The organism is Caballeronia sp. AZ7_KS35 (assembly GCF_023631045.1).
GTDB lineage: Bacteria > Pseudomonadota > Gammaproteobacteria > Burkholderiales > Burkholderiaceae > Caballeronia > Caballeronia zhejiangensis.
On record NZ_JALQDV010000063.1, the window covers coordinates 31,245 to 58,229 of the forward strand.

Sequence of the window (26,985 nt, forward strand, 5' to 3'; positions counted from 1 at the left end):
GACTTCTCTCTCATGTCCCGTTCCGTATCCGCCTCGCAGTTGCGCACGCTCATCGCTCAACGCTCGGAACTCGCCGTGCTCGACGTGCGCGAGGAAGGCGTCTCCGCGCGAAAGCGTCTGTTCTATTCGTCGGTTGCGCCGGTGGGCCGGCTCGGACTGCTGATCGATCGCCTCGTGCCGCGCCGCGGCACACCCATCGTTCTCGTCGATACCCACGGCGAGTACACGCCGCGCGCAGCCGCCTTGCTCGAACGCTGGGGTTATACCGACGTCGCGATCCTCGAAGGCGGCGTCGAAGGCTGGGCGCAGGCGGGCTTCGAAGTTTTTTCGGGCACCAATGTGCCGGGCAAGGCATTCGGCGAAGTCATCGAGCACAAGCTGCATACGCCCAACATCGACGCCTCGACGTTGAAGGCCCGCCAGGATGCCGGCGACGATCTCGTCGTGCTCGACTCGCGTCCGTTCGGCGAATTCAACACGATGAGCATTCCCGGCGGCATCGATTGCGCGGGCGCGGAACTCGTCTATCGCGCGCTCGCTGTCGTGCCGTCGCCGGATACGCTGATCGTCGTGAACTGCGCGGGCCGCACGCGCAGCATCCTCGGCGCGCAGTCGCTCATCAACGCGGGCGTGCCGAACCCGGTCGCCGCGCTCACGGGCGGCTCCATGTCGTGGCTGCTCGAAGGCTTCGAACTCGAACACGGCAAGATCCGCACCGCGCCGCGCCCCGAAGGCGAGGCGCTCGCGACCGCGCGCGAGCTCGCCGCCGCCGCCGCGCGCCGCGCCCGTGTGCCGGTCATCGACCGCGACACGCTCGCCGCGCTCGAACGCGAAAGCGGGGAACGCACGCTGTATCGCTTCGACGTGCGCGATCCGCTCGAATACGAAGCGGGTCATCCGGCAGGCTGGCAAAACGCGCCCGGCGGACAGCTCGTGCAGGCAACCGACGAATACGTCGGCACGCTGCATGCGCGCGTCGTGCTGCGCGACGACGACGGCGTGCGCGCGCGCATGACGGCGTCGTGGCTCAAGCAACTCGGCTATCTCGATGTCCGCGTGCTCGACGATGCGGGGAGCGCATCGCTCGTCGCCGAGCACGTCGAAGCCGGTGCGCAGGCCGTGCGCGTGCGTCCGCACGGCGCGCGCACGCGCTGGATAGAAGCCGATGCGTTGTTGCGCGAGATCGAAGCGGGCGCCGTGCGGACCATCGATATCGACAGCAGCCTCGCGTTCCGCCGCGCCCATGTGAAGGGAGCGCGCTTCGTCGCGGCGAGCGCCGTTCTCGCGCATCTGAACGACTTGCCGCGCGACACGCCGATCGTGCTCACGTCAGAAGACGGCGTGCTCGCGGGACTTGTCGCGGCGGAAATCGCGCAGACGCGCGGCGGCGTATCCGCGCTCATCGGCGGCACGCGCCGCTGGCTCGCGCTCGGACTGCCCCAGGACGCCGGCGACGCGGGCAACCTGACCGGCGACGACGACGCGTGGTACAGCCCGTATCACGCAAAGGCGGATCAGGTCGCCGCGCAGATGAACGCGTATCTCGCCTGGGAGTTGCAACTCGTCGAACAGGTGGACCGCGATGCGATCGCGTCCATCGACGTGCTCGACTTCGAAACGCCCACCGCGCGGCGCAGCCGCGAACGGCTCGCCGACATCGCGGGGCGCGCGAAATGAGCCCCACGTTCGACGGCGCATCGAGCCCGGCGGACATCGAAGGCAGTCCGCTGCACGCGGCGTTCCAGCAACCGCTGATCCTCGGCCTCTTCCTGCCGATCCAGAACGGCGGCTGGTCCATTTCGACGCTGCCGCGCGGCACCGACTGGCGCTTCGACTACAACGCGCGTCTGACGAAGCAGGCGGAAGCGCTCGGCTTCGATCTCGTCTTCGGGCTCGCGCAATGGCTCGGCAAGAACGGTCACGGCGGCGAGATGAAGTATCGCGAGCAGTCGCTCGATGCATTCATCGCGACGAGCGCGCTCGCCGCGATCACCGAGCGCATCCTGCTGATCTCGACGGTTCATGCGCTCTACGGGCCGTGGCATCCGCTGCATCTCGCGAAGTTCGGCGCGACGCTCGATCACATTTCGAACGGGCGCTGGGGCATCAATCTCGTGACCGGTCACGTCTCCACCGAATGGGCGATGTTCGGCCAGCCGATGATCGAGCACGACGAGCGCTATGCGCGCGCGGCGGAATTCGTCGGCGTGCTCGACACGCTCTGGCGCAGCGACGCGAACCTGACGATCCGCACGCCGCGCTGGCGGCTCGACGATGCCTTCGTGAGCCCGCGCCCGCGCTATCGCCGTCCGGTGCTCGTCAACGCGACCGGCTCCGATGCCGGCATCGACTATGCAGTGCGCCATTCGGACCTCGTCTTCATCACGAGTCCGGCGGGCGCGGATTTCGACGACGCCATCGGCGCCTTGCCCGCGCACACCGCAAAAATTCGCGAAGGCGCGGCGCGCGTCGAACGGCACGTACGCACGCTCATTAACCCGACGATCGTATGCCGTCCGACCGAGCGCGAGGCGTATGCGTATCGCGACGCCATCGTCGCGCACGCCGATGAAGGGGCGCTCGACGGCTTCGTCGCGCAAGGCAGCCGCAGCGACGCGAAAGCGTGGTCGAAGCACAAGCGCGAGCAGCGCATCCTCGGCGGCAATCTGCATCTGATCGGTTCGCCCGAGCAGATCGTCGACAAGCTGCTCGCGCTGAAACGCGCCGGATGCGACGGCGTGCAACTGACCTTTTTCGACTTCGAACCCGATCTCGCCTATTTCGGTGAAGCGGTGCTGCCTTTGCTCGTCGAAGCGGGCCTGCGTCGCGACTTCGCCGGATCCAACTCTCCGCACACGACGACATGACCACCACGCGGCCACGGCAACTCCATCTGAACACGAACGTGACCGGCACCGGGCGGCATCCGGCGGGCTGGCGCACGCTCGACAATCCACGTTCGATCATCGATCTGAGCTTCTTCAAGGCGATCGCGGCGACGGCCGAGCGCGGCAAGCTCGATGCGGTGTTTCTCTCCGATACCCTGTCGCTGCGCAATCACGCCGAAGGCCCGTCGCAGGCGCTGGAACCGACCGTGCTGCTGACCGCGCTCGCGGGCGCGACGCAACATGTCGGCCTGATCGCGACGGCATCGACCACGTTCAACGATCCGTTCAATCTCGCGCGCCGCTTCGCATCGGTCGATCATCTGAGCGGCGGACGCATCGCGTTCAATGCGGTGACGACTTACGACACGCACGCCGCCGCGAACTTCAGCCACGAGATTCCGCTCTCGACCGAAGAGCGGTATGCGCGCGCACAGGAGTTCGTCGAGGTCGTGACGAAGCTCTGGGACAGCTGGGAAGACGATGCCTTCGTCGCCGACCGCCCGTCGGGCCGCTATACCGATCCCGCGCGCGTGCATACGATCGAGCATCGCGGCAAGTACTTCTCCGTGCGCGGGCCGCTGTCCGTGCCGCGCAGCCCGCAAGGGCGGCCCGTGCTCGTGCAGGCCGGCTCCTCGGAAGGCGGACGCGCGCTTGCCGCACGCTTCGCCGACGCCGTCTTTACCGCGCAGACGACGCTGCCGACGGCGCAGGCTTTCTACGCGGAGATGAAAGACCGCGTGCGCGCGCATGGCCGCAATCCCGATCATTTCCTGCTGCTGCCGGGGCTGTATCCGGTCATCGGCGGAACCGAGCGCGAGGCGCGCGAACGCAAGGCCGAACTCGACGCGCTGCTCGATACCGATCGCGAAATCGCGCGGCTTGCAGGCGCACTCGGCCTCGCGCCCGACGATCTGTCGATCGATGCGCCCTTGCCCTACGAGCTCATCGGCAAGGTCGCGCGTTCGGACCTGCCGCGCGGTTTCATCGACTCGACGGTCGCGCTCGCGAAGAGCGGGAACCTCACGGTGCGCGATCTGCTCGACCGCAACCCCGGCGCCCACCGGATGATCGTCGGCACGCCCGAGCAGATCGCCGACGATATCGAGCAATGGTTCCAGGCACGCGGCGCGGACGGCTTCAATCTCAACGCCGACGTGTTTCCTTCGGGCCTCGCCGCCTTCGTCGATCACGTCGTGCCGATCCTGCAGCGCAAAGGCATTTTTCGCCGCGACTACGAAGGCACGACGCTGCGCGACCATCTCGGCCTGCCGCGACCGGCCAGCCAGTATGCATCGTCGGCGCATGCCGCATGAACATCGAGAGGACAGGAACCGCATGACACAGGACAAGCAACTCACGCGCGCGGCGCTCATCCGCTCGGACGACGAAGCCCTCGACACCGCGCGGCGTCTCGCCGCCGAATTCGCCGTCGACGCCGCCGCGCGCGATCGCGATCGCCGGCTGCCGCTCGACGAGATCGAAGTGTTCAGCGCGAGCGGCTTATGGGGCATCGGCGTGCCGCGCGCATTCGGCGGCATCGATGTCTCCGTGCGCACCATCGCGCAGGTGTTCGATACGATCTCGGCGGCGGATTCGTCGCTCGGGCAAATTCCGCAGAATCACTTCGCGACGCTCGAACGTCTGCGACACGACGGCACGCCGAGTCAGCAGGACTTCTTCTTTTCACGCGCGCTCGCCGGAGAACGCTTTGGCAATGCGACCGCCGAACCGGGCGACCGTCTGCCCTCGGAGCACGAGACGCGCGTGCGCCGCCGCGCCAATGGCAACGGCTTCGTGCTGACGGGCCGCAAGGTGTATTCGACGGGCGCGCTTTTCGCCCACTGGATTCCTGTCGCCGCGCGCGATGACGACGGTCTTCCCGTGACCGCTTTCGTCGCACGGCATGCGCGCGGCGTCGAAGTCATCGACGACTGGTCGGGATTCGGTCAGCGCACGACGGCGAGCGGTCAGGTGCGGCTCGACGAGGTCGAACTCGATGCGCTGCAGATCGTCGCGCGCGGGCTCCGTCCGTATATCGATGCGGCCAATGCCGTGTCGCAGGTGCTCCATGCGGCGATCGATCTCGGTATCGGCCGGGCCGCGCTCGATGAGACCAAGCGCTTCCTGCACGCGTTCGCGCATCCCGCGCGCGGCAGCGGCGCATCGCATGCGACGGACGACCCGTACACGCTGCGCGACATCGGCGCACTGACGGTCGATTTGCATGCGGCCGAGGCGCTGACCGCACGCGCCGCCGAGTCGATCGACCGGGCGCGCGACCCAAACCCGCCGCGCGAGGCCGTCGCCGCTGCCATCGTCGCGACGGCGGAAGCGAAGATCGTCACGACGCGATTCGCGCTCGATGCATCGAACAAGCTGTTCGAACTCGCGGGGACGCAATCGACGCGCTCCGAACACAATCTCGACCGGCATTGGCGCAATGCGCGCACGCACACGCTGCACGACAGCGTGCGGTGGAAATATCACGCGGTCGGGCAGTTTGCGTTGAACGATCTACTCTGCGATCCGTTCACTTACGCGAATCCTTATACGAAGCTCGACGTGTAAGTCAAAGGGCGTGCCTTCAGCACGAAAGGCACGCCGTTTCCGCGAAGCTTCAGTGCGATGCGACGGCCTGCCTGTCGAACACCGGGTTGAACTCTACGTCCACCTTGATCTGATTCTTGATGTCGCCGGATTTATAGAGCGTGTCCGCGATCTTCTGCTCGCGCGCCACCAGTTCCTTGTCGAGCGGATAGAACCGGGAACGTCCGTTTTCGGCGGAGAATTTCGCGCGCGCCGGGCTTTGCTTCATCTTCTCGAGATAGATCTTCTCGACGGCCGGCACGTTCTGCGCCCACCACGTCCACGAGTTCTTCAGGCGGCCGAGGAAGTCGCCGAGCGCCTCGCTCTTCTTCGGATCGCGCAGCACGTCGGTACGGGCGGTGAACACGGACAACGCCGGTATGTCGAGTTCGTCGCTCCTGATGATGACGCGCGCATCGCCCTTGTCCACCGTTTCCTTGACCGGGCCGTAGCCGCCCGAATAGACCGCGACCTGCCCCGCATTGAACGCGGACGCGGACACGTTGCCGTCGCCGAACTTGACGGCTTCGAAGTCCTTCGGCTTGAGTCCGGCCTTCACATACGAGAGCACGTATTGCAGATAGTTGAAGCCGCCGAAGTTATAGCCCCACGTTTTGCCCTTGAGATCGGCGAGGTCCTTGACGTCGGCGCTCTTGCGCACGACCGTGACGATAGGCGGATAGCTGCTATCCGGATTGCGCCAGCCCGCGATGATCTGCAAGGGCGCGGTGTCCGCGGTCCACGGCGTGCGTGCGTTGCCCTGTTCGATGATGAGCGACGTATCGCCCATCAGCCCGACATCGAGCACCTTCGAATACAGCGCGGACAGTTGCGCCGCCGGACCGGTCAGCACGGCCCATTTGACTTTGTACGGCGCGCCGTCGAGCACGTGCGACGCTTCGACGATCAATGGCCATGCGGCGTCCTGCGTGCCGATCGTGAGCGTCAGCGGTTCGCCTTGCGCGAACGATGCCGACGACCCCGCGACGAAACTCGTCACGAAAAAAGCGATGAAGCGTTTCCTGATGCGCATGAACGTGTGGTCTGAGTGAATGAAGTCTTCATGCCGCGTTTCGGGACGCGGCTTGCAATGCAGCGTCGTCGACGCCGAGTTCCGCGAGCAGCCGCGCGCGCAACGCGATGGCGTGCTCGTCGCCGCGCGAACGCGGACGCGGAGAATCGACCGTCACATCCGCGTTGATCTCGCCTTGCGATAGCACGACGATGCGATCGGACAGCAGAATCGCTTCGTCGATGTCGTGCGTCACGAGCACGACCGCAGGCGTATGCGCGCGCCACAGACGCGCGACGAGTTCGTACATGCGGATGCGCGTCAACGCATCGAGCGCGGCGAAGGGTTCGTCGAGCAACAAGAGCTTCGGCTCGCGCACGAGCGCACGCGCGAGCGCGACGCGTTGCGCCTCGCCGCCGGAAAGCGTCTTCGGCCAGCCTTGCGCGTGGCGCGACAAGCCGACTTCGTCGAGCGCGGCGAGCGCGGACTGCTTCGCCGCGCCCAGGCGGTCGTGGCCGATGACGACGTTTTCCCATACGCGCTTGGCGGGCACGAGACGCGGCTCCTGAAACACGACGGAACGCGCGCCCGCGACGCGCACGCGACCGCTGTCGGCGCGATCGAGCCCGGCGAGGATGCGCAACAGCGTCGTCTTGCCCGCGCCCGATGCGCCGAGCATCGACACGAACTGGCCGCGCCTGATGGTGAGCGAGACGTCCTTCAGCACCGCGCGCCCGGCGAACACTCGGCTCACGCGGTCGAGTTCGAGCGCGGCTTCGCGCTGTTGCAACGCGTCGAAGCGTTCGATGTCAGGCGAGTTCAAAACGCGGCCTCCACGGCAGGGCGAGATGTTCGAGCGCGCGCATCACGAGATCGGTGACGATGCCGAGCGCCGCATACACCAGAATGCCCGCGATGATGATGTCCGCGCGCTGATTCTGGTTCGCGTTCACGAGGATGTAGCCGATGCCGTTCTGCGCGTTGATCTGCTCCGCGACGACGAGCGCGAGCAAGGCGACGGCGCTCGAATAGCGCACGCCGACGAGGATCGATGGCAGCGCCGTCGGCAGAATGATGCGCAGCGCCATCTGCCGGCTCGACAGCCCGAAAACGCGCGCCGCTTCGAGCAGCTTCGGATCGACGCCGCGCACGCCGGCATACGTGTTGAGATACATCGGAAAGATGGTGGCCGCGAGGATCACCGCGACCTTCGCGCCTTCACCGATGCCGAACCAGGTGATGAAGAGCGGAATCAGGGCAATGAACGGAATGGTGCGCAGCATCTGCAGTGGCGCATCGACGATCTCTTCGCCGACGCGCCACAGGCCCGCAAACAGGCCCGCCAAAAGACCGATGCCGCCGCCGATGGCCAAGCCCGTCGCCGCGCGCACGAGCGACACGCCGATCGCGCTTTGCAGTTCGCCGTCCGCGATCAGTTCCTTCAGTGCCGCGACGATGACGGTCGGCGGCGGCAAGGTTTCGGGCGCGACGAGTTGCAGCGAGGATGCGAGCTGCCACAACACGATCAACGCGAGCGGAACGCCGATGCGCAAACCCCGCGAGCGCAGCGCGCTCAACGTGCGCGCGCGTGCCTGCGCCGCTTCGCGTGTGGGCAGGTCGACTAGCGCGCGCGTATCGTTTGTGCGCTTGTCGTCCCGTTCGGGGGGCGCGCCGGCATCGAGCCGTAGCGCGGCGGAAGGATAGCGGGGAACGTTCATGGGCAGGCGGGCGGGAATGACCGGGAGCGGGTTGAACGAATGATGGTACGTTCGCCCCCATTGCGAGCAAACGAAGCGTTTGCCGGATGCTATGCGCGCTTTCCCGAATAACTATTGCAGTCGAGGGACTATCCGGACCCGGCGAGCCGCGCTGTTCCACCTCTTCATCTGTCAGGCCGATGCGGATCGGTCCGCCGACCAGCGCGAGCGTCGCATTTCACGCAGCCGCGTGTCCCGAGCTGAAGATCCGCGATGCGCTTCCGAAGCACGGAGCACGAGCCCGCCGCGGGGCTGCCATCCATCCACGCGCGGCCTGCCTGACCCATGCCGAAATCTGATGCGCCTCATGAGATCTTTTCGATTGGCTTCGCGACGGAGCCGCGTCGAGAATGATTGCACCCCAGCCGCCTCCGCAGTCCAACCAATCAGGAATGCAACGACCGATGAACCTTCGTGAATCCACCAGGCACTTCGACGATCGCAACGTGAGAACGGCAAACGGCCAGGCCGGCTCGCGCCATCGAACCTGTGGCGAATCGCTCGTCACCTTGCTCGAGATTTACGGGGTCCAGTATGTCTTCGGCATCCCGGGGGTGCACACAGTAGAGCTCTATCGCGGTCTTGCGCGCTCGTCGATCCGGCACGTGACGCCCCGTCACGAACAGGGCGCGGGCTTCATGGCCGACGGATATGCGCGTGTCACCGGCAAGCCCGGCGTGTGCTTCATCATCACCGGTCCGGGCATGACCAATATCGCGACCGCGATGGCACAGGCCCATGCCGATTCCGTCCCGATGCTCGTGATATCGAGCGTCAATGCGCGCAGCGAGCTCGGCAGCGGCGACGGACGCCTGCACGAACTGCCCTCGCAGCGCGAAGTATTCAACGGGCTCGCCGCGTTTTCGCACACCTTGCTCGATGCCGCCGATCTGCCTCAGGTGCTGGCCCGCGCGTTCGCGGTGTTCGAGAGCGCCCGGCCGCGGCCGGTGCATATCGAGATCCCGCTCGACGTCATCGTGTCGCCGGCGGGCGTCATCGAGGCGTCGTGCGCCGTGCGTGCGGCGAAACCCGCTGCACACCCCGCCGCGCTCGCCGCCGCCGCGGAACTGCTCGCGGAGGCGCGCCGCCCGCTGATTCTCGCTGGCGGCGGCGCGGCCGACGCTGCCGCCGAACTGCGCGAACTCGCCGAGCGGCTGCAGGCGCCGGTCGCGCTCACGACCAATGCGAAAGGTCTGCTGCCGTCCGGACAGCCGCTTCTCATCGGGTCCACGCAGTCGCTGCCGCACACCCGCGCGATGATCCGCGAAGCCGACGTAGTGCTCGCGGTCGGAACCGAACTGGGCGAAACCGATTACGACGTCGTCTTCGACGGCGGCTTTGCGATCGCAGGCAAGCTCATCCGCATCGATATCGATGCGCAACAACTGATGCGCAACGTTCGTCCGGATGTGGCCATCGTCAGTGACGCGCGCGAGGCGTTGAGCGAGCTGTCGACGAGACTGCACGAGCGTCCCGTTCGCCCGGCCGCGACGGACTGGGGCGCGGCGCGCGTCGCCGCGGTGCGGGCCGCCAACCTGGCCGGCTGCGACGCCGCGATGCGCTCGCAGCAGCGCCTGATCGACACGATCGTCGGCACCTTGCCCGGCGTCGTCATTGCAGGCGATTCGACGAGCCCGGTCTACGCGGGCAACTTTCTCCACGATGCACCGGCGCCGCGCTCATGGTTCAACTCGTCGACCGGCTACGGCACGCTCGGGTATGGACTGCCCGCCGCCATCGGCGCGAAGCTCGCCGCGCCCAGGCGGCCGGTCGTCTGCCTGATCGGCGATGGCGGTCTGCAGTTCACGCTGCCGGAACTGGCGAGCGCGGTGGAGGCGCGCGTGCCCGTGATCGTGCTGGTGTGGAACAACTTCGGCCACGGCGAGATCCGCAAATACATGGCGCAACGCGATATCACGCCCGTCGGCGTCGATATCTACACGCCCGACTTCGCCGCGCTCGCCAAAGCCTTCGGATGCGAGGCCGCAAGAGTCGACGACCCGCGGACCCTCGAAGCCGAGCTGCGGCGCGCAGTATCGCGCGACGTCCCGACCGTGATCGAGGTCCGCGAAGCCGACTGGTTTGCACGGGTGCCGTCATGAACGCGAACGCACGCCCCGTCTTCGACTTTCCGCTGCGCACCCAGCTCTTCATCGACGGCTGCTGGTGCGCGCCCGAAACGCGGCAACGCTTGCCCGTCATCAATCCATCGACCGAAGAGACGATCGCCGAAGTGGACGCGGCCGGTCCCGCCGACGTCGATCGCGCGGTGCGCGCCGCGTCGCACGCATGGCGCGCCTGGAAACAGACTTCGGGCGCCGCGCGCGCCGCCTTTCTGCGAGCGATCGCCCGCGGCGTGGAAGCCCGTGGCGAGCATCTCGCCGCGCTTCAGTCGCTCAACAACGGCAAGCCGATCGCCGAATCCCGCATCGATGTCGGCGACGTGGTCGCCACCTTCGACTACTACGCCGGGCTGGCCGAACGGCTGGATGAACCGGGCGAAGCGATCGCCATCCCGAGCGACCGGCATCGCGCGGTGATCCGCCGTGAACCCGCGGGCGTGGTCGGCCTGATCGTGCCGTGGAATTTCCCGATGGTGACCACGGCCTGGAAACTCGCGCCCGCGCTCGCCGCGGGATGCACGGTCGTGCTCAAGCCTTCCGAATTCACCCCGCTGCCGGAACTGGCGCTGGCCGCGATCGTCGAGCAGGCCGGCCTGCCACCCGGCGTGTTCAACATCGTGACCGGCACCGGCACCGATGTCGGCGCGGCGCTCACCACGCATCCGCTCATCGCCAAGGTCTCGTTCACCGGCAGCACGGCGGTCGGCGAGCAGGTCATGAAGGCGGCGGCGCAGTCCATCAAGGGCGTGAGCCTCGAACTGGGCGGGAAGTCGTCCATCGTCGTTTTCGCGGACGCCGACCTCGATCTCGCCGTCGATCTCGTCATCGGCGGTGCGTTCTTCAATGCCGGACAGATGTGCTCGGCCACGTCGCGCGTGCTGGTCGAACGGCCGCTCGCGCAGGCGCTGATCGCTCGCCTCGCCGACCGGGTCGCGCGCACCGTCGTCGGCGATCCGTTCGCCGCCGCCGTGCAGATGGGGCCGCTCACGAACCGCGCGCAGCATGAACGCGTGCAACGCTTCATCGCGCGGGGCAAGGCGGACGGCGCGAGCCTCGTGGTCCAGGGCCAGGCGCCCGACGGACCCGGATACTTCGTGCAGCCAACGATGTTCGTCGACGTGCCCACCGGCAGCGCCGTGTGGCGCGAAGAGATCTTCGGACCCGTCTTGTGCGTGCGCAGCTTCGACACGGAAGACGAAGCGATCGCCACCGCCAACGACACCGAGTTCGGGCTGGTCGCAAGCGTCGTCACGCGCGACGCGGCACGCGGACAGCGCGTGGCGGCCGCGTTGCAGGCGGGCGTCGTCTGGATCAACGCGCCGCAACTGATCTTTCCTCAGACATCCTGGGGCGGCTTCAAGAAGAGCAGCATCGGCCGCGAACTCGGGCCGTTCGGACTCGCGGCCTTCCAGGAAATCAAGCAGGTGCTGACTGCGGCCGATCCCGACTGAAAGCTTTTGTTAAGGCCGAGCCATGCGTTCGGCTCATGGCAACCATGCCGAGATTTCGATTGTTGCCGAAATTTTGCGTCCCTAGAGTGCTCTCACAACGCCGCTGTTGATCGACCGACCGCATTGACCGACTGCTGCACGTTCAGCGAGGAGTGAACCATGCATGACATCAAACGAGGCAGAAGGCAGGCCATCAAGACCATCGGCATGGCGCTCGCCGCATCGAGTCTGCCGATGCCGTTCATCAGCACCGCGAAGGCGCAGGAGAGGAGCTTCGCCGGCAAGACGCTGCGCCTGCTCACATGGTCCGACGACACCGGCGCGGCGGCCTTGCGCAACATTGCCGCGACGTTCAGCCAGAAGACCGGCGCGCAGGTCATCGCCGATCGCGCCGACGGCACCTCCGGCATGGTGGCGAAAGTGAAAGCGGCCGGAGACCGCCCGACCTACGACGTCATCACGCTCGCGGGCGTGGGCGCCTCGGGTCTCGCGGATGCCGGTCTGCTGATGAAGCCCGATCTGAACAAACTCCCCAACCTGAAGGATGTCGCCGCGCGGTATCAAACGGGCGCCAACGGCTTCGGCATCGGCTATCTGTTGTGGTCGGACGGTCTCGTCTACAGCACGTCGTCGGTCAAGACGGCGCCCACGACCTACGAAGCGCTTTGGGATCCCAAGTATGCGGGGCGGATTTTCCTGCCGCCGCCGGAATGGGCCGAAGCGGTCGATCTCGCGATCATCGCCGCCAAGATGGCGGGCGGCTCGCAGCAGAACATCGAACCGGGCTTCGCGAAGCTCGCGCAACTCAAGGACCGCGTGCTCACGCTCGGCGAGAATCCGAATCAGGTCGCCGACCTGTTCCGCACGGGTTCGCTGGATATCGGCGGCATCTACTCGCCGGCGTTCTTCCCCAATCAATTGCGCAAGCCCGAGTACAAGATGGCCGTCACGTACGGGATGAAGGAAGGCTTCGCCACCCAGCTGATGTTCACGGTCATACCGAAGGCGCATCCGGGCGACATCGACCTGATCCACGCGTTCATCAACCATTCGCTCGACGCAGGCGTGCAAGGCCGCATGGCCGCCGACGTGCTGAACGGTCCGGTGAACTCGAAGGCGGCGATTCCCGCCGAAAGCCGCGCGTTCGTGCCGTCTCCCCAGCAAATCGCGGAGAACGCCGTGCTGCACGACGACAAGGCATTGGCGGCGGTGCAACCGGCGTGGATCAAGCGCTATACGGAAATCTTCTCGGCCTGAGCTCCATGTCCGCACTCTCTTTCCGCCGCAGGACGGCAGCGCTGGCAGGCGCCGCCTCCGGACAGACGTCGGCTCCCGCGCTGCCCAGGGTGCCGCCGTGGGTGCTGCTCGCGCCGATCCTCGCGTTTCTCGCCGTGCTCGTCGCGGCGTCGCTCGCGGTGCTGCGCATGAGCTTCGGCGTGCCGGGGAACGAGTGGCGCGCACTCACGCTTCACAATTACGCGGACCTCGCCGATTCGTACTTCCTGCGTTCGCTCGGGCTGACGCTCAAGCTCGCGTTTGAGAGCATGGTCTGCGCGGTGGCGCTGGCGATTCCGGTGGCGCTCGCGATGGCGCGCACCGAATCGCGGCTCGCTCGCCGGCTCCTTCTTGCCGGCGTGCTGCTGCCGCTGCTCGTCAATCTGCTGCTGCAGGGTTACGGCTGGCTCGTGATGCTCGGGCCGGCGGGCATGCTGAATAACGCGCTGCTCGCGGCCGGCGTCGTGCGGCGTCCGGTGCAGTGGCTTTATCGCGAGAACGGCGTGCTGCTCGGCCTGATCCAGACCGCGTTCCCGCTCGCCGTGCTGCCGCTCGCGAGCGCCATGCGCGCCATCTCGCGCTCTTACGAGGAAGCGGCCGCTACGCTCGGCGCGACGCGCTCGCAGACGCTGCGCCACATCGTCCTGCCGCTCGCGATGCCCGGTCTCGTTTCCGGCGCGCTGCTCGTCTTCGCCTACAACGCGAGCGCGTTCGCCGTGCCGCTGCTGCTGGGCGGCCGCCGCGTGCCCATGCTCGCCGTGCTCGTGCACGACCAGGTGGCGCCGCTTCTGAACTGGCCCGCCGCGTCGGCATCCGGCGTGGTGCTGATGGTGGCGACGCTCGTCGTCATGTCGGTATCGCAACGGCTCGTACGCGGCATGCAAAGCACGGGGGAAGCCCGTTCATGAGCGCCCTGCGCCTTTCCGCGATCATGCCGGGACGCCTGAGCCGCGCCGCCAGCCTGCTCGCGACCGTCGTGCTCTTTCTCGCCGCCCTGCCGATCCTCACGATGGTGACGATGTCGTTCGGCAATTCGGATACGCTCCAATTCCCGCCGCCGAGCTTCGGGCTGCGCTGGTATCGGGCTGCGTGGCACACGTTCGTATCGCCCGACGCAAGCGATGTGCTCTCGATGGGCACGGCCCTCACGACGAGCCTCGTCGTCGCGGTATCGACGATGATCATCGCCACCGCCGTCTCGGTGCCCGCCGCCTACGCGCTCTCGCGCTATCGCTTCCGCGGGAAGGCGGTTATCGAGCAGCTCGTCGCGCTGCCGCTGGTCTATCCGCTCGTGATGCTCGGGCTCTCGCTGCTGCTCGTGTTCAACGTGCTGCCCGTCGAGCTCGGCATTCTGCGGCTCATCATCGCGCACGTGATCCTCGCCTTGCCGTTCACGGTGAAGAACTGCGCCGCCTCGGTCGCGGCGATCGGCCCGGAGTTCGAGGAAGCCGCGTGCCTGATGGGCGCGAGCCCGCGCCGCGCGATCGTCGATGTGGTCCTGCCGCTCATGCGGCCCGGCATTCTCGCCGGCATGCTGTTCGCCTTCATCGTCTCGTTCAACGAGTTCACGGTCACGTTCTTTCTGTACGGCATCGACACGATGACGCTGCCCATCTGGCTGTACAGCCGCACCGTGTCCTCGCTCGATCCGACCGTGTTCTCGTTCGCGGTCGTCATCGTGCTCATCGACTTTGCGTTGATCTGGCTGCTCGAAAAGCTGGTCGGCGACGAAGGCGTCGCGCTGTAACCGGGGAACCCTCATGACTCATCTGACACTTCAGGCGGTAACGAAGCGCTTCCACGCCGCATACGCCGTCGATCATGTCGATCTCGCCGTGCCCGACGGCAAGCTGGTGTGCTTTCTCGGGCCGTCCGGCTGCGGGAAGACGACGCTCTTGCGCATCATCGCGGGGCTGGAAACGGCGTCGTCCGGAACGGTCGCCTTCGCCGGCCGCGATCTGACTGACGTGCCCGCGAACCGACGCGATTTCGGCATGGTATTCCAGTCGCTCGCGCTCTTTCCTCACATGACGGTCGCGCAGAACATCGCCTATCCGCTGCGTCTTCGCCGGGTCGGCAAGGAGGCGGAAGCCAGCCGCGTCGCCGAGCTGCTCGATCTGATCCGGTTGCCGCACATGACGGACCGGCCGGTCTCGCGGCTGTCGGGCGGACAGCGCCAGCGCGTGGCGATTGCGCGCGCCATCGCGTCGTCGCCGAAGCTCTTGCTGCTCGACGAGCCGCTCTCCGCGCTCGACGCGAAGCTGCGCGAGGCGATGCAGGTCGAGATCCGTCTCCTGCAGCAGCGCCTCGGCATCACGACGATCATGGTGACGCACGACCAGCGCGAAGCCATGACCATGGCCGACGAGATCGTCGTCATGGAAAAAGGACGCATCGCGCAGGTCGGCAAGCCGCTCGACATCTATCGCAATCCCGTCAGCGAATTCGTCGCCGACTTCATCGGCCTCGGCAACATCCTGCCCGTCACGCTCGAAGGCGGAGACCGGATCGCGCTTCCGGGCGGCCAGCAGATCGTCGTCGATGCCGCACCGCCCGCGCGCGGCGCGGCGGGCGATGTCCGCCTGCTGATTCGTCCCGAAGACGTCTGCATGCGGACAGCCGTAAACGGCGCCGTCGATCCCGGGCCCAACGTGCTCGCCGGAAAGGTGGCGTTCATCCGGGATGTCGGCGCGTCGCTCGAAGCGACCATCGATTGCGCGGGCTTCACGCTCACCGCCGCCACGACGCCGCGCGAGACGCCGGACCTGCGAATCGGCATGCCCGTCTTCGCGGAACTTCCGCCGCACGCCTGCAAGCTCATCGCGGCACGCACCGCGCACTGAATTCACGCCGCCCACCGTATCGACACAGGAGAGACCTTCATGCACACGACGACTTCCGCGCAGCGCTTCCTCGCCCGCACCGCCGCCCTCCTCGCCTTCTCGGGCATCGCGGGCCTCGGCGCATTCGCGCCGCTGGCGCACGCCGACGCGCTCGACTCGATCAACAAGTCCGGCGTCGTCCGGATCGGCGTCTTCGAGGACTATCCGCCGTTCGGCTCGATCGGGCCGGACATGAAGCCGCAGGGCTATGACATCGACGTGTCCAGCCTGATCGGCAAGACCCTCAACGCGAAGGTCGAACTGATTCAGGTCACCGGCGACAACCGCATGGCGTATCTCGTCGACCATAAGGCCGACATGCTGCTCTCGGTCGGCAAGACGCCCGAGCGCGAAAAGGTGATCGACTTCTCGCAGGCCTACGCGCCGTACAACCTGGCCGTATTCGGTCCGAAGTCGCTGCCCGTGAAGAACGCGGGCGACCTTGCCGGCAAGAGCGTGGCCGTCGCGCGCGGCACGCTGGAAGACCTGAGCGTGAGCAAGGTCGCGCCGCCGTCCGCGTCGATCAAGCGATTCGACGACCCGAACGGCGCGATCTCCGCGTTTCTGGCCGGGCAGGCGCAACTGCTCGTGGTGGGCAACGACGTGGGCGCGACGATCATCGCCCGTCATCCGTCGACCGATCCCGAGCAGAAGTTCTCGCTCTTCAGCTCGCCCGATCACGTGGGCCTGAACAAGAACGAGCCGCGCCTCAAGCAGAAGGTCGACGAAGCCATCGCCGCGGCGAAGAAGGACGGCACGATGAACGCGATCTCGCAGAAGTGGCTGCGCGCACCGCTGCCGGCCGACCTGTGATGCGCGGAGCGCTCCGTTCACTCGCACGCGGGAGGATCGCTCGATGACCTACACGTTCGACTTCAGCGACGTCGGCCTCTATGTCGATGTGCTCGCGCATGGCGTCGCGGTGACGCTCGGCCTGACCGCCATATCGACGCTGCTGGGCGGCCTGGTCGGCATCGGCGGCGCGTGTCTCGCCGTGACGGGCCCGAAGCCGGTCCGCGCGGCGATCACCGCATATGTCGAGCTGATTCGCAACACGCCGTTTCTCGTTCAGCTCTTCTTCGTGTTCTTCGGGCTGCCCAGCCTCGGCGTGCATATCGGCGAAATCGAGGCCGCCGTGCTGGCGATGACGGTGAACCTCGGCGCGTACGCCACGGAAATCGTCCGGGCGGGCATCGACTCGATACCGCGCGGACAGCTCCAGGCCGCGATGGCGCTCGGCCTGCGGGGACCGCACGTGTTCCGCCACGTCGTGTTGCCGCAGGCGCTCGCCAACGTGTTTCCCGCACTGCTCGGGCAGGTGCTGATCGTGATGCTCGGCTCCGCGGTCGTATCGCAGATTTCGGTGCCTGACCTGACGCACGCCGCCAGCTTCATTCAGTCGCGCAACTTCCGTTCGTTCGAGTGCTACGTGATCGTCACCGCGATCTATCTGCTGCTGTCGATCGTGCTGCGCATGCTGATCAACCGACTCGGCAAGCGGCTGTTCGCGGGACGGGCCGGCCGCGCGGCCGCGACCGCTTCCCGGCGCGGTCTGCGCAACCTGATGTCCCTGCGCATCGGCGCGGCCGAACCCGGCCTTCCGAAGGAGCGTTCACGATGATCGAGTTCACGCTGTGGGATATCGCCCGCAACCTGACGCTGGCCGCGCGCTGGACGGTTGTGCTTTCGGTGATCGCGTTCGTCGGAGGCGGCCTCACGGGACTGGCGCTGCTCGCCATGCGCGTGTCGCCGCTGCCGTGGCTGCGCCGGACGGTGGTGCTGTATGTCGAGGTGTTCCAGGGCACGCCGCTTCTGATGCAGCTTTTCCTCGGCTTCTTCGGCTTGCCGCTGCTGGGCGTCGAAGTGTCGCCCTGGGCTGCCGCGACCGTCACGCTCACGCTGTACACGGGCGCCTGTCTCGCCGACATCTGGCGCGGCTGCGTGGAGGCGGTGCCGCGCGGCCAGTGGAGCGCCGCGGCGAGCCTCGGCATGACGTGGACGCAGCAGTTGCGTTACGTCGTCTGGCCGCAGGCATGGAAGATCGCCGTGCCGCCCACCGTGGGATTTCTCGTGCAGGTCGTGAAGAGCACCGCGCTCACGTCGATCATCGGTCTCACGGAGCTGACCAAGACCGGCACCATGATCACCAACGCAGTGTTCCGTCCCTTCCCGATCTACGCCCTCGTCGCGTTGCTCTACTTCGCGATGTGCTTTCCGCTGACCTGGTATGCGCGCGCGCTCGAGCGCCGGTATCGCGTCGGCAGACATCGCTAAAAAGCCGCGTCTCAATGGCTAACGCACTTTCAAAAAGGTTTGCGCATGATTTCCATCGGTAACGTGTCGAAGTGGTACGGCCAGTTCCAGGTTCTGGCCGACTGCACCACCACCGTCGGCAAAGGCGAAGTGGTCGTGGTCTGCGGGCCGTCCGGGTCCGGCAAGTCGACGCTCATCAAGACCGTCAACGGGCTCGAGCCGTTCCAGAGCGGCAGCATCACGGTCAACGGGGAGTCCGTCCACGACAGGCGCACCAACCTGTCGAAACTGCGCTCGAAAGTGGGCATGGTGTTTCAGCATTTCGAGCTGTTTCCGCACATGTCGATCACGAACAACCTCACGCTCGCGCAGACGAAAGTGCTGGGGCGCTCGAAAGACGAAGCGTCCGACAAGGCGCTGCGTCTGCTCCAGCGCGTCGGCCTGCGCGCGCACGCCGACAAGTATCCCGCGCAGCTTTCAGGCGGCCAGCAGCAGCGCGTGGCGATTGCGCGCGCACTGTCGATGGACCCGGTCGCGATGCTGTTCGACGAACCCACTTCCGCGCTCGATCCGGAGATGATCAACGAGGTGCTGGACGTGATGGTCGAACTGGCACAGGAAGGCATGACGATGATGTGCGTCACGCACGAAATGGGCTTCGCCAGAAAGGTCGCGCACCGGGTGATCTTCATGGATCACGGGCGCATCGTGGAAGACGAAAATCAGGACGCGTTCTTTGCGCATCCGCGGTCCGACCGGGCGAGGGATTTTCTGGGCAAGATACTGCATTAGCACCGCGCCCGGCTTGCTACACTATTTCCGGCTGACGTGATTTTCATGATCGGAGACACGCCCCGATGCGACGACTTCCTCCGCTCAACGCACTGCAGATCTTCGAGACCGTCGCGCGTCACCGCAGCTTCACGCGTGCGGCGGAACATCTGTGCCTCACGCAGGGGGCGATCAGCAGACAGATTCTCGCGCTGGAGGAATACTTCGGCTTTCCCCTTTTCATCCGCGGCGCAAGGGGCCTGACCTTGACGGCGGAAGGCGACGTGCTGTTGCCCGTCGTGAGAGAGAGCTTCGGGCGCATCGAAGAGGTATCGCTGCGTCTCACGCGCCAGCGCACCGATCTCGCGCTGAAAGTGCCCACCTGCGTGATGCGATGGATGCTGCCGAGGATCATGCGCTTCCAGAGCGAGCATCCCGAACTGCAATTGCAGATCACGACGACCTGGCAGCACGATGTCGATTTCGAGGTCGAATCGTTCGATGCGGCGATCATCTACGGCTCGTCGCCCGGTGCGGACGTGCACGCCGTGCCGCTCTTCGACGAGCAGCTCACGCCCGTGTGCTCGCCCGAACTGCTCAATGAAAGTCCGCTCGCCGCCGCGGCTGATCTCGCGCATCATGCGTTGCTGCATCCGACGCGCGATCACCGCGACTGGAAGCTCTGGCTCGATTGCGCGGGTGCGAGCGAGATCGACGCGACGCTCGGACCGACATTCGAAACGCTCGATCTGGCGACCAACGCCGCCATGCAAGGGTTCGGCGTCGCGATCGGCGACCGGACGCTGGTCAGCGAAGACGTGGCGGCCCGGCGGCTCGTCATGCCGTTCGACACCGTGCTCGAAACGGGCTCACGCTATTACTTCGTCTATCCGGAGTGCGTCGCGAGTCAGCCGAAGGTCAAACTCTTCAGCGAATGGATTATGCGCAACCGTGAGGCGGCTGCGACGGCCGGGTAGTTCGAGGCCGCCGTACGCAACGCCACGTCGCGAGCGACTGTGTTTTGCGGAAACAAGCGCCTTAGTGGCCGCGTTCCAACGGTTCGCGCGCACGACCGGGAACGTCGCTGCGTGTGCCGAACAGCGTGTCGCAAATCGGGAACGTGAGGTTGAAATTCTGTGTCGCCATCACTTCGGGATCGTGGTGTGTAGCGTGCAGGCGCCGCACTGTGTTCACGAACGGAACGCGGTCGAGGAACGGGCTGTCGGTGACGTGCGAGAGCGTATGCAGGCCCTCGTACATCAGAAAGTATGCCGCCATCGTGAACAGCGCGATGTAGCCTGCGTTGCGGGAGAATACGAACCCGATCAGGAGCGCGAACGGCACGGCGGCCAGCACGAATGCAACCGGCGCGAAAGGCGGAAACAGCAGCGCGCGCCAGTGGCGGTGACCCTTGTATTCAAGCGTCACATGCGTGAAGAACCGGTGATGAACCGCGCAATGGCGCTTGTAGATCATGCTGAAATACTTCGTCGGACGATGCAGCACATAGCGGTGCGCCGCCCATTCCGCCCAGTTGCCGAACAGAAAGAGCGGAATGACGGCCATCCATTCGGCGAGCGTCGGCGCATGAAGCTGCATCAGGCAAAAGACGATCACGCCGCCCGTGAAGAGCAATGTGAAGCCGAGGTGCATTTCGCCGCGATACCACCATGGCGTGGCATCGACATACTCGTCGCGGAACTTGTAGGAACGCGCACGAACGTCATCTTCGTATTTCATCAATGTCTCCGGCTGTTGTGAAAGGCGTGTGCCCGTTGGCGTCCGCCGTTATGCGCAATGATTCGGGAGGGAGTCCGCGCGTAGCCGCCTTCGAGCTTGTCGAGCGTCTCTGGCACCACGAATAACGCTGATCCCGAAGCCGATGCACGCGCTCGTTCTGGAAGATCAGCACGGGCGCATGATCGGCGCTGCCGCGCGCGGACGACAACACCGGATAGACGAATGCGGGATTGCCGTTCGCTGCGGCAGCGCGTGTTCATCAGCGTCTCCATCTGTGCGCGCCGACTGTGGTAAGCGAGCGCATTGGATGAAGCGTAGCGAGATCGCACCATAACGCCTAATACTGTTTATTGATGCGCCGGATAATTCGGGCTTATATCGGTGCTAGCCCGGATGACACCGTCCTTACGGTTCCGTATCAATGGGACGCGCGGGAATGGGCGGTTAAGCAGCAAGCCTGAATAAATGCCCGGCGCGCTCCGTCAAATCGATCTGATAACGGCGTCTTCGTCTATTAGCATCGCTGATGCCGCGAGGGACGGCTGATGTACCGCCCGTCTTTGCCGATCGTGCGAGAGTTGGCGCACGCGCGGGGCGGGCCACGGCGAAAGTGCTTCTTTTTCTGCGGGGGATCAACCTGTTGTTTCAGAGGGGCGCGTTCACGCCGGAGACACCGTCGCTGTGACGAAACTGTTCCGCTGCGGACTCGCGAATCAGTTCGCGACCGAAACGCGCTATCGCATGATCTCTGAGGCTTCGCGGTTAAGATTCTCGCCAACGTCGTGCTGGCCAATCCTTACCGCGCACAAGGCGTCCACCTCGCGACGGGCGTCAACGCGGCGAGCGTGCTCGTGCGCTATCTCTTCCGCACGCGCCACATGCCACCCGTTCGCAACCGATCAGAAAGTCTCTTCCTGCGGCTCCGGCCCGCGCGTCGGCGCATCCGGCTGGGCGAGCTTCACGGCGCGGCCGGTGCGCGCCGATTCGTAAATCGCGTCGATGATCCGCTGATCCTGCAAGCCTTCCTCGCCCGGCGTGTGCGGCACGAGATCGTCCTTCACGCAGACCGACATGTGATCGATTTCGCGCGCGAACTGGTTCTGCGGATCGATCTGCACTTCGGTCGTCGCGCTCTTGCCGTCGACGAGCATGCCGTGACGCAAGCGCAATCCGTTATAGCCGAACGCCGGATCCATCTCGACCCAGCCTTGTGCGCCTTGCAGCCTGAAGAAACGCGATTCGTGGCTTGCATAACTCGACATGCACGTCGCCGTGAGTCCGCTCGGAAAGCGCAGGATGAAGTGCACCGATTCCTCGACCTCGGCAAAGCGCGGATCGCCTTGCGGGCGATGCACCGTCGCGACGACTTCCATCGGCTCTTCGTTCGACAGAAAGCGCGCCGCGTTGAGGCAATAGAGGCCGATGTCGGGCATTGCGCCGCCGCCCGCGAGCGCCTTCTTCAAGCGCCATTGCGATGGATCGCCCACATTCTGCGAATTTCCCGCGATGAACTCGCGCAATGTGCCGAGCTTCTTCTCCTTGACCATCTTCGCAACCATGCGATCCATCGGCTCGTACTGGCTGCGATACGCGATCATCAGCTTGCGATTGGCGCGCTTCATCGCTTCGACCATCGCCTCGCAGTCGGCGGCATTGTTCGCCATCGGCTTCTCGCAGAGCACATGCTTGCCGATCTTCGCCGCGCGCAGCGTGAACGCCTTGTGCATGCCGTTCGGCAACACGATATACACGACGTGCACGCGCGGATTGTCTGCAAGACGCTCGAAGTCCTGATAATCGTGGATGTCGGCATCGGCGATGCCGTATTGACGCGCGACGCGCCGCGCCTTTTCGCGATCGCCGGAAACCAGCGCCGCCACCTTCGAGTATTTGCATTGCGCGAGCGCGGGCAGAATCTGATTCAACGAAAGACGTCCGAGCCCGACGATCGCATAGCCGATGCGCGCGTCGGGCGGCAGATTCGCGTCGGGCGTTTCTTCCTTCTGCTCCGTGTTCGGATCTTGAATCAGCGGCAGCTTGACCTGATTGGCATCGGCACCTGAAGGACCGGCGGCCCATGCGCTGCCGGTTCCGGCCGCGAGCGCGACTGCAATGCCCGCGCCGCCGCGTGTCAGAAACGAACGGCGCCCCGCTTCCGGTTCGGCGGGCGCGGCGTTGGGCAAAAGCTGATCGGGTTGGCCGCGAAAAGGCATCGAGAACTCCGGCGGGGAAATGTGATCCCTGCGTTCAGCATTGCGCGTGCCATCCGAAGTAAGCTTGTTGGTTAGCGAGTCGTCGATGAGAATTGAGCGCTGCGCGCGTCGGTTCACCGCCGAACGCACAACGCTACGATAAGCGCATCACCATTCCTTTTGGAGCGCACACGATGCTTTCAGATATTTACAGGCAATACATCGCTTGCCTGAATGCGCGCGACTGGCCGAATCTCGGCGCGTTCGTTCACGATGCGCTGCAGTACAACGCGCGCGCGCTCACGCTCGATGACTATCGCGAGCTCCTGAAGAAAGATGTGCGCGAAATTCCGGACCTCCGCTTCGATATCGAACTGCTGATAGCGGAGCCGCCGCGCGTCGCTTGCCGGTTGCGCTTCGAATGCACGCCGAAGGCTGACTTCCTCGGCCTGCATATCGATGGAAGACGCGTCGTGTTTTGCGAGAACGTCTTCTATGAGTTCCGCGATGGCAAGATCGAGCGCGTGTGGTCCGTTATCGATAAAGCGGCGATCGAAGCGCAGCTTTAGGCCGCTTCGGTGAAGAAGCTGTCCACGATATCGTCGCGCAACCTGGCGACCTTGCTATCTCCAACCTTTCGCGGCCGCGGCAGCGATACATCCACCACTTCCCCGATGCGTCCCGGCCGCGCCTGCATCACCACGATCCGGTCCGACAGCAGCACGGCTTCCTCCACATCGTGCGTGACGAGCACCATCGTGATCCGTTCATGCTCCCATATCCGCTGTAATTCGAGCTGCAAGCGGCTTCGCGTAAGTGCGTCGAGCGCACCGAAGGGTTCATCCAGCAACAGCAGACGCGGCCGGTTCACCAGTCCTCGCGCAATCGCAACGCGCTGCGCCATGCCGCCCGATAACTGATGCGGATAAAGCCGCTCGTAGCCCTTCAATCCGACGAGCTCGATATGCTCGGCCACCGCGCGCGCCTTCTCGGCCTTCGATAACGGCGCGTTGCGCAACGCGACCGCGACGTTCTGCGCGACATCGAGCCACGGAAACAGCCGATGATCCTGAAACACGATGCCGCGCGACAGATCCGTCGTCACGACGCGTTCGCCGCCGAAATCGATCTCGCCGTCGTAATCGCCATCGAGGCCCGCGATGAGCCGCAGCAACGTCGACTTTCCGCAACCGCTCGCCCCGACGATGCTCACGAACTCGCCGCTCGCAATCGACAGCTCGATGCGATCGAGCACCGGCGGCCCCGCATCGCCAGCGAAGCGCTTGCTCACGTGCCGAAGCGTCAGGCCACTGTCTTGCTCTATTTGCGTCGTCATATCCGGATTCTCCTCAAGCCGCGCGCGACGCGCCGAACCAGCGCCGCTGCACGCCGCGCGCGAAAGCATTCAACGCCCACCCCGTCAAACCGACCACGATCACGCCGAACACGACGAGATCCATACGAAACTGTTCGCTGCCATCGACGAGCGTATTGCCTATGCCGCTGCCCGCAACGAGCAGATACTCCGCGCCGAGCGTCGCGAGCCACGAATAGATGAGCGCCAGATACACGCCCGTGAAGATGGACGGCAACGCTGCGGGCACCACGACATAGGCCACCGTTTGCAGCCTGCCATAGCGATATGCGCGCGCCACGTCGAGCCAGTTCGCGGGAACGGCGCGGATGCCGTCGCTCGTATGCATCACGACGGGCACGAGCGCGGCAAGCGACAGGAACACGACCTTCGCGACATCGCCGAGTCCGAACCACACGGAGATCAACGGAATCCACGCGAACAGCGACACTTGCTTGAACGTGTTGAAGCTCGGTGCGATCGCGCGATTCGCGAGCTTCGATATGCCGAGCAATGCGCCGAGCGCGAGGCCGAGACTGGTGCCGATCGCAAAGCCCGTCAGCTCGCGCGCAAGCGATGCCGACAACGCACGCGCGAGCGCCCCGCTGCGGACCTGATCGACCGCCGTACTCCACACGTGTGCAGGCGAAACCATCACGCCTCGCCCCACTTGCGCATCGCGCGACACGTACCACCACACGGCGAGCGCGGCTATCGGCAGCACGAGTCCGCGCCACGATCCTTTGACTGTTCCCGCTTCCCAATCCAGAGTCGACATGGCTGATCCTCAATTGACGCGGCCGCGTTGCAGCTTGCGCTCGAATGCATCGAGCAGGCGATCTGCCGCATAGCCGATTGCGCCGACGATCAGCACCGCGGCCAGCACGAGATCGAGCTGAAAAAGCTGACGTCCATACACGATCAGATAACCCAGTCCTTCCGACGACGCGACGAGCTCGACGACGACGAGCGTCAGCCACGCTTTCGTGAACGCGAGCCGCACGCCCGTGCCGATGACCGGAATCGCGGACGGCAAAGTCACGCGCGTGATGACTTGCCAGCGCGTATAGCGATACACCGACGCAACTTCCTGCAACGCACGCGGCGTGCCGCGAAAGCCTTGCAGTGTCGAGAGCGTGACGGGCACGAGCGCCGCATGCCCGATCAGCAGATACTTCAGCGGCTCGCCGATGCCGACGACGATCATGAGAAACGGCAACCAGCCGAGCACCGGCACTTGCACGATCGCGTTGAAGCTCGGCAGGACGTAGGCTTCCAGCGTGCGCGACAGGCCGAGCAATCCGCCGAGCGCGATGCCGAGCAGCACGCCGCCGCCGAATCCGACAGCGGCGCGCGTCGTGCTCGCCAGCAGATGCGTCCACAACTCGCCGCTCTTCGCGAGTGCGCCGAGCGTTCCGAAGACGAGCGCGGGCGCCGGCAACACTTGCGCGGAGATCCAGCCGTAGTGCGAGCCGAGCACCCACAGCAACGCGCAGACGCTGGGCACGATCCACGGCAACGCAGTCCAGCCGATCGTGCGCCACGCATCAGTCGATGACATTCCGCGCGCACAATCCGCGGGCTGAAACACACGCGTCAGTGCATTGGCCATTTATCTGTTCTCCGCGAGACGTTCGCCGGAAGGCTTGCCCGTTGCATCGAAACGCGGCCAGTAGGCTCCGAGCTTCAGCGACTTCAGCGCCTGATCCAGATACTTCGGCTCGAACCATCCATTCACGCTGACGGGCTGACGAATCAGATTCAGACGCAACGCATCGTCGGCGACGGCCTGATAACGCGCGACCAGAAACGGATCGATGAGCGGCGACATGCGGTCCTTCATCGATTGATTCGCAAACTCGGACGACCACGATTCGACCGGCACGCCGCTCTTCGCCCACAACGCGAAGAGTGCATTGCGATTGGTTTCATCGGACGACCATTGCGCGGCCTGCACCACGGCGGTCACGACCTTCTGCACCGTGTCGGGATGCGCGCGCTCGTAGTCTTCGAGCACGAGAAGATGCGCCTGGCGCGTGAACTGCACGCCGTCATCGCGCGATGCATAGACGATCTTCGCGAGCCCCTGACGTTGCAGCTTGAAGAGCGAGTAGTCGAGGAACACCGCATCGACGCCCTTCGACGCCAGCGCGGCCTGCGAGGCAGCGGTATCGAGATTGATGACGCGCAGATCGCGTTCGCTGAGGCCGTTTTGCTTCAGCACGTTATCGGCGACGAGTTGCAGATTCGTCCCGCGAAAGATGCCGACGCGCTTGCCCTTCAGATCCTTGACGCTCTTGATGTCCGAATCAGGAGGCACCGCGAGGTACACACCCGTCCGGACGTTCGACGCCAGCAGCAGATGCGTCTTCAATCCGTTCGCGCGGCCGAGCACGGAAGGCAAATCGCCCTGATACGCGAAGTCGAGCTGTTTGTTCGCGAGCGCCTCGTTGACGGCGGGCCCCGCGCCCTTGAAGAAGATCCACTCGACCTTGATGTGCTCGGGCTGCAACGCATCTTCGACGCGATGCTGCAAAAGCGCGGTCGCCGCGGGCGAGCCGCCGAAAACGGGCGGATCGCCGGTTCCCTGCTGCGCGACGCCGATGCGCACCACGGCCGGATCGGCGGCCTGCGCGGGACCGATGAGCGCAGCGAACAGCGTCGCCGCGCCGACGAAGAGCTTGAATCGTAGTGTCATCGT

Annotated in this window: 25 protein-coding genes; 16 read left to right on the plus strand and 9 right to left on the minus strand. The window is 65.4% G+C overall.

What is annotated here, in order from left to right; translation table 11 throughout:
- Window positions 1-12: 12 nt before the first annotated feature.
- From NCT05_RS33490 to NCT05_RS33505, 4 genes are read left to right on the plus strand one after another with little or no spacing between them, the layout of a single operon-like run.
- Window positions 13-1,677, plus strand: coding sequence for a rhodanese-like domain-containing protein (locus NCT05_RS33490; protein ID WP_250504337.1), 1,665 nt, complete (start codon window positions 13-15; stop codon window positions 1,675-1,677).
- A complete protein-coding gene (locus tag NCT05_RS33495) occupies window positions 1,674-2,867 on the plus strand; it encodes an LLM class flavin-dependent oxidoreductase (RefSeq protein ID WP_250504338.1) in 1,194 nt (397 codons plus the stop codon). The genes NCT05_RS33490 and NCT05_RS33495 overlap by 4 nt, the downstream gene beginning before the upstream one ends.
- Window positions 2,864-4,201: an LLM class flavin-dependent oxidoreductase gene (locus tag NCT05_RS33500; protein WP_250504339.1), complete on the plus strand. Its 1,338-nt coding sequence runs from the start codon at window positions 2,864-2,866 to the stop codon at window positions 4,199-4,201. Before NCT05_RS33495 ends, NCT05_RS33500 begins: the two co-directional genes overlap by 4 nt.
- A 22-nt stretch (window positions 4,202-4,223) precedes the next feature.
- Complete coding sequence (locus NCT05_RS33505; protein ID WP_250504340.1) at window positions 4,224-5,456, plus strand: SfnB family sulfur acquisition oxidoreductase; 1,233 nt, start codon at window positions 4,224-4,226, stop codon at window positions 5,454-5,456.
- Window positions 5,457-5,505: 49 nt separating this feature from the next.
- Here NCT05_RS33505 and NCT05_RS33510 read toward each other — a convergent pair whose 3' ends face one another.
- From NCT05_RS33510 to NCT05_RS33520, 3 genes are all read right to left on the minus strand, one after another.
- On the minus strand, window positions 5,506-6,474 hold the full coding sequence (locus tag NCT05_RS33510) for an ABC transporter substrate-binding protein (RefSeq protein WP_235366136.1): 969 nt from the start codon (window positions 6,472-6,474) through the stop codon (window positions 5,506-5,508).
- A gap of 61 nt (window positions 6,475-6,535) precedes the next feature.
- Window positions 6,536-7,309, minus strand: coding sequence for an ABC transporter ATP-binding protein (locus tag NCT05_RS33515; RefSeq protein ID WP_250504341.1), 774 nt, complete (start codon window positions 7,307-7,309; stop codon window positions 6,536-6,538).
- Window positions 7,296-8,204 carry an ABC transporter permease gene (locus NCT05_RS33520; protein WP_008345455.1) on the minus strand — a complete coding sequence of 303 codons (909 nt, stop codon included), beginning with the start codon at window positions 8,202-8,204 and terminating at the stop codon, window positions 7,296-7,298. Before NCT05_RS33520 ends, NCT05_RS33515 begins: the two co-directional genes overlap by 14 nt.
- A 443-nt stretch (window positions 8,205-8,647) precedes the next feature.
- Here NCT05_RS33520 and NCT05_RS33525 point away from each other — a divergent pair, with 443 nt between their 5' ends.
- The 11 genes from NCT05_RS33525 (at window position 8,648) to NCT05_RS33575 (ending at window position 19,975) form a co-directional block, all read left to right on the plus strand.
- Complete coding sequence (locus NCT05_RS33525; RefSeq protein ID WP_250504342.1) at window positions 8,648-10,345, plus strand: 5-guanidino-2-oxopentanoate decarboxylase; 1,698 nt, start codon at window positions 8,648-8,650, stop codon at window positions 10,343-10,345.
- Entirely contained in the window at window positions 10,342-11,817 is a 1,476-nt protein-coding gene (locus NCT05_RS33530; protein ID WP_250504343.1) for an aldehyde dehydrogenase family protein, read from the plus strand. The genes NCT05_RS33525 and NCT05_RS33530 overlap by 4 nt, the downstream gene beginning before the upstream one ends.
- 159 nt (window positions 11,818-11,976) lie before the next feature.
- Window positions 11,977-13,074, plus strand: coding sequence for an ABC transporter substrate-binding protein (locus NCT05_RS33535; protein ID WP_175982461.1), 1,098 nt, complete (start codon window positions 11,977-11,979; stop codon window positions 13,072-13,074).
- 5 nt (window positions 13,075-13,079) lie between these two features.
- Window positions 13,080-14,000, plus strand: coding sequence for an ABC transporter permease (locus tag NCT05_RS33540; protein ID WP_250504344.1), 921 nt, complete (start codon window positions 13,080-13,082; stop codon window positions 13,998-14,000).
- The gene (locus NCT05_RS33545; RefSeq protein ID WP_008345448.1) at window positions 13,997-14,839 is read left to right on the plus strand and encodes an ABC transporter permease; all 843 of its coding nucleotides are present in this window, start codon (window positions 13,997-13,999) and stop codon (window positions 14,837-14,839) included. Before NCT05_RS33540 ends, NCT05_RS33545 begins: the two co-directional genes overlap by 4 nt.
- Before the next feature lie 13 nt (window positions 14,840-14,852).
- Window positions 14,853-15,935, plus strand: coding sequence for an ABC transporter ATP-binding protein (locus tag NCT05_RS33550; protein ID WP_250504345.1), 1,083 nt, complete (start codon window positions 14,853-14,855; stop codon window positions 15,933-15,935).
- A gap of 39 nt (window positions 15,936-15,974) precedes the next feature.
- Window positions 15,975-16,787, plus strand: a complete 813-nt coding sequence (locus NCT05_RS33555; protein WP_250504346.1) for a transporter substrate-binding domain-containing protein — start codon at window positions 15,975-15,977, stop codon at window positions 16,785-16,787.
- A gap of 43 nt (window positions 16,788-16,830) precedes the next feature.
- On the plus strand, window positions 16,831-17,595 hold the full coding sequence (locus NCT05_RS33560) for an amino acid ABC transporter permease (protein WP_250504347.1): 765 nt from the start codon (window positions 16,831-16,833) through the stop codon (window positions 17,593-17,595).
- Window positions 17,592-18,248: an amino acid ABC transporter permease gene (locus tag NCT05_RS33565; RefSeq protein WP_008345442.1), complete on the plus strand. Its 657-nt coding sequence runs from the start codon at window positions 17,592-17,594 to the stop codon at window positions 18,246-18,248. The genes NCT05_RS33560 and NCT05_RS33565 overlap by 4 nt, the downstream gene beginning before the upstream one ends.
- A gap of 45 nt (window positions 18,249-18,293) precedes the next feature.
- Window positions 18,294-19,019 carry an amino acid ABC transporter ATP-binding protein gene (locus tag NCT05_RS33570; protein WP_250504348.1) on the plus strand — a complete coding sequence of 242 codons (726 nt, stop codon included), beginning with the start codon at window positions 18,294-18,296 and terminating at the stop codon, window positions 19,017-19,019.
- 65 nt (window positions 19,020-19,084) lie between these two features.
- On the plus strand, window positions 19,085-19,975 hold the full coding sequence (locus tag NCT05_RS33575) for a LysR substrate-binding domain-containing protein (protein ID WP_175982457.1): 891 nt from the start codon (window positions 19,085-19,087) through the stop codon (window positions 19,973-19,975).
- A gap of 61 nt (window positions 19,976-20,036) precedes the next feature.
- Here the strand turns inward: NCT05_RS33575 and NCT05_RS33580 are convergent, their stop codons facing one another.
- Together NCT05_RS33580 and NCT05_RS33585 are read right to left on the minus strand one after the other, a co-directional pair.
- A complete protein-coding gene (locus NCT05_RS33580) occupies window positions 20,037-20,738 on the minus strand; it encodes a sterol desaturase family protein (protein ID WP_250437727.1) in 702 nt (233 codons plus the stop codon).
- Window positions 20,739-21,637: 899 nt separating this feature from the next.
- Window positions 21,638-22,951, minus strand: coding sequence for a Gfo/Idh/MocA family protein (locus tag NCT05_RS33585; protein ID WP_008345437.1), 1,314 nt, complete (start codon window positions 22,949-22,951; stop codon window positions 21,638-21,640).
- Window positions 22,952-23,124: 173 nt separating this feature from the next.
- On the opposite strand from NCT05_RS33585, the gene NCT05_RS33590 reads away from it, so the two are divergent.
- A complete protein-coding gene (locus tag NCT05_RS33590; protein ID WP_008345436.1) occupies window positions 23,125-23,499 on the plus strand; it encodes an ester cyclase in 375 nt (124 codons plus the stop codon).
- Here the strand turns inward: NCT05_RS33590 and NCT05_RS33595 are convergent.
- Genes NCT05_RS33595 through NCT05_RS33610 form a run of 4 tightly spaced genes read right to left on the minus strand, consistent with a single transcriptional unit; the run spans window position 23,496 to window position 26,982 of the window.
- A complete protein-coding gene (locus NCT05_RS33595) occupies window positions 23,496-24,266 on the minus strand; it encodes an ABC transporter ATP-binding protein (RefSeq protein WP_033535709.1) in 771 nt (256 codons plus the stop codon). The two genes, NCT05_RS33590 and NCT05_RS33595, sit on opposite strands and share 4 nt — an antisense overlap.
- Window positions 24,267-24,279: 13 nt before the next feature.
- A complete protein-coding gene (locus NCT05_RS33600) occupies window positions 24,280-25,062 on the minus strand; it encodes an ABC transporter permease (RefSeq protein WP_008345434.1) in 783 nt (260 codons plus the stop codon).
- Between the two features lie 9 nt (window positions 25,063-25,071).
- Window positions 25,072-25,845, minus strand: a complete 774-nt coding sequence (locus NCT05_RS33605; protein ID WP_250504349.1) for an ABC transporter permease — start codon at window positions 25,843-25,845, stop codon at window positions 25,072-25,074.
- 51 nt (window positions 25,846-25,896) lie between these two features.
- A complete protein-coding gene (locus tag NCT05_RS33610) occupies window positions 25,897-26,982 on the minus strand; it encodes an ABC transporter substrate-binding protein (protein WP_250504350.1) in 1,086 nt (361 codons plus the stop codon).
- Window positions 26,983-26,985 lie beyond the last annotated feature (3 nt).

Bases quoted from the DNA above. Each gene is read 5' to 3' on its own strand.
- NCT05_RS33490 (WP_250504337.1), top strand. From the start codon at position 13: ATGTCCCGTTCCGTATCCGCCTCGCAGTTGCGCACGCTCATCGCTCAA.
- NCT05_RS33495 (WP_250504338.1), top strand. From the start codon at position 1,674: ATGAGCCCCACGTTCGACGGCGCATCGAGCCCGGCGGACATCGAAGGC.
- NCT05_RS33500 (WP_250504339.1), top strand. From the start codon at position 2,864: ATGACCACCACGCGGCCACGGCAACTCCATCTGAACACGAACGTGACC.
- NCT05_RS33505 (WP_250504340.1), top strand. From the start codon at position 4,224: ATGACACAGGACAAGCAACTCACGCGCGCGGCGCTCATCCGCTCGGAC.
- NCT05_RS33520 (WP_008345455.1), bottom strand. From the start codon at position 8,204: ATGAACGTTCCCCGCTATCCTTCCGCCGCGCTACGGCTCGATGCCGGC.
- NCT05_RS33525 (WP_250504342.1), top strand. From the start codon at position 8,648: ATGAACCTTCGTGAATCCACCAGGCACTTCGACGATCGCAACGTGAGA.
- NCT05_RS33530 (WP_250504343.1), top strand. From the start codon at position 10,342: ATGAACGCGAACGCACGCCCCGTCTTCGACTTTCCGCTGCGCACCCAG.
- NCT05_RS33535 (WP_175982461.1), top strand. From the start codon at position 11,977: ATGCATGACATCAAACGAGGCAGAAGGCAGGCCATCAAGACCATCGGC.
- NCT05_RS33540 (WP_250504344.1), top strand. From the start codon at position 13,080: ATGTCCGCACTCTCTTTCCGCCGCAGGACGGCAGCGCTGGCAGGCGCC.
- NCT05_RS33545 (WP_008345448.1), top strand. From the start codon at position 13,997: ATGAGCGCCCTGCGCCTTTCCGCGATCATGCCGGGACGCCTGAGCCGC.
- NCT05_RS33550 (WP_250504345.1), top strand. From the start codon at position 14,853: ATGACTCATCTGACACTTCAGGCGGTAACGAAGCGCTTCCACGCCGCA.
- NCT05_RS33555 (WP_250504346.1), top strand. From the start codon at position 15,975: ATGCACACGACGACTTCCGCGCAGCGCTTCCTCGCCCGCACCGCCGCC.
- NCT05_RS33560 (WP_250504347.1), top strand. From the start codon at position 16,831: ATGACCTACACGTTCGACTTCAGCGACGTCGGCCTCTATGTCGATGTG.
- NCT05_RS33565 (WP_008345442.1), top strand. From the start codon at position 17,592: ATGATCGAGTTCACGCTGTGGGATATCGCCCGCAACCTGACGCTGGCC.
- NCT05_RS33570 (WP_250504348.1), top strand. From the start codon at position 18,294: ATGATTTCCATCGGTAACGTGTCGAAGTGGTACGGCCAGTTCCAGGTT.
- NCT05_RS33575 (WP_175982457.1), top strand. From the start codon at position 19,085: ATGCGACGACTTCCTCCGCTCAACGCACTGCAGATCTTCGAGACCGTC.
- NCT05_RS33580 (WP_250437727.1), bottom strand. From the start codon at position 20,738: ATGAAATACGAAGATGACGTTCGTGCGCGTTCCTACAAGTTCCGCGAC.
- NCT05_RS33585 (WP_008345437.1), bottom strand. From the start codon at position 22,951: ATGCCTTTTCGCGGCCAACCCGATCAGCTTTTGCCCAACGCCGCGCCC.
- NCT05_RS33590 (WP_008345436.1), top strand. From the start codon at position 23,125: ATGCTTTCAGATATTTACAGGCAATACATCGCTTGCCTGAATGCGCGC.
- NCT05_RS33595 (WP_033535709.1), bottom strand. From the start codon at position 24,266: ATGACGACGCAAATAGAGCAAGACAGTGGCCTGACGCTTCGGCACGTG.
- NCT05_RS33600 (WP_008345434.1), bottom strand. From the start codon at position 25,062: ATGTCGACTCTGGATTGGGAAGCGGGAACAGTCAAAGGATCGTGGCGC.
- NCT05_RS33605 (WP_250504349.1), bottom strand. From the start codon at position 25,845: ATGTCATCGACTGATGCGTGGCGCACGATCGGCTGGACTGCGTTGCCG.
- NCT05_RS33610 (WP_250504350.1), bottom strand. From the start codon at position 26,982: ATGACACTACGATTCAAGCTCTTCGTCGGCGCGGCGACGCTGTTCGCT.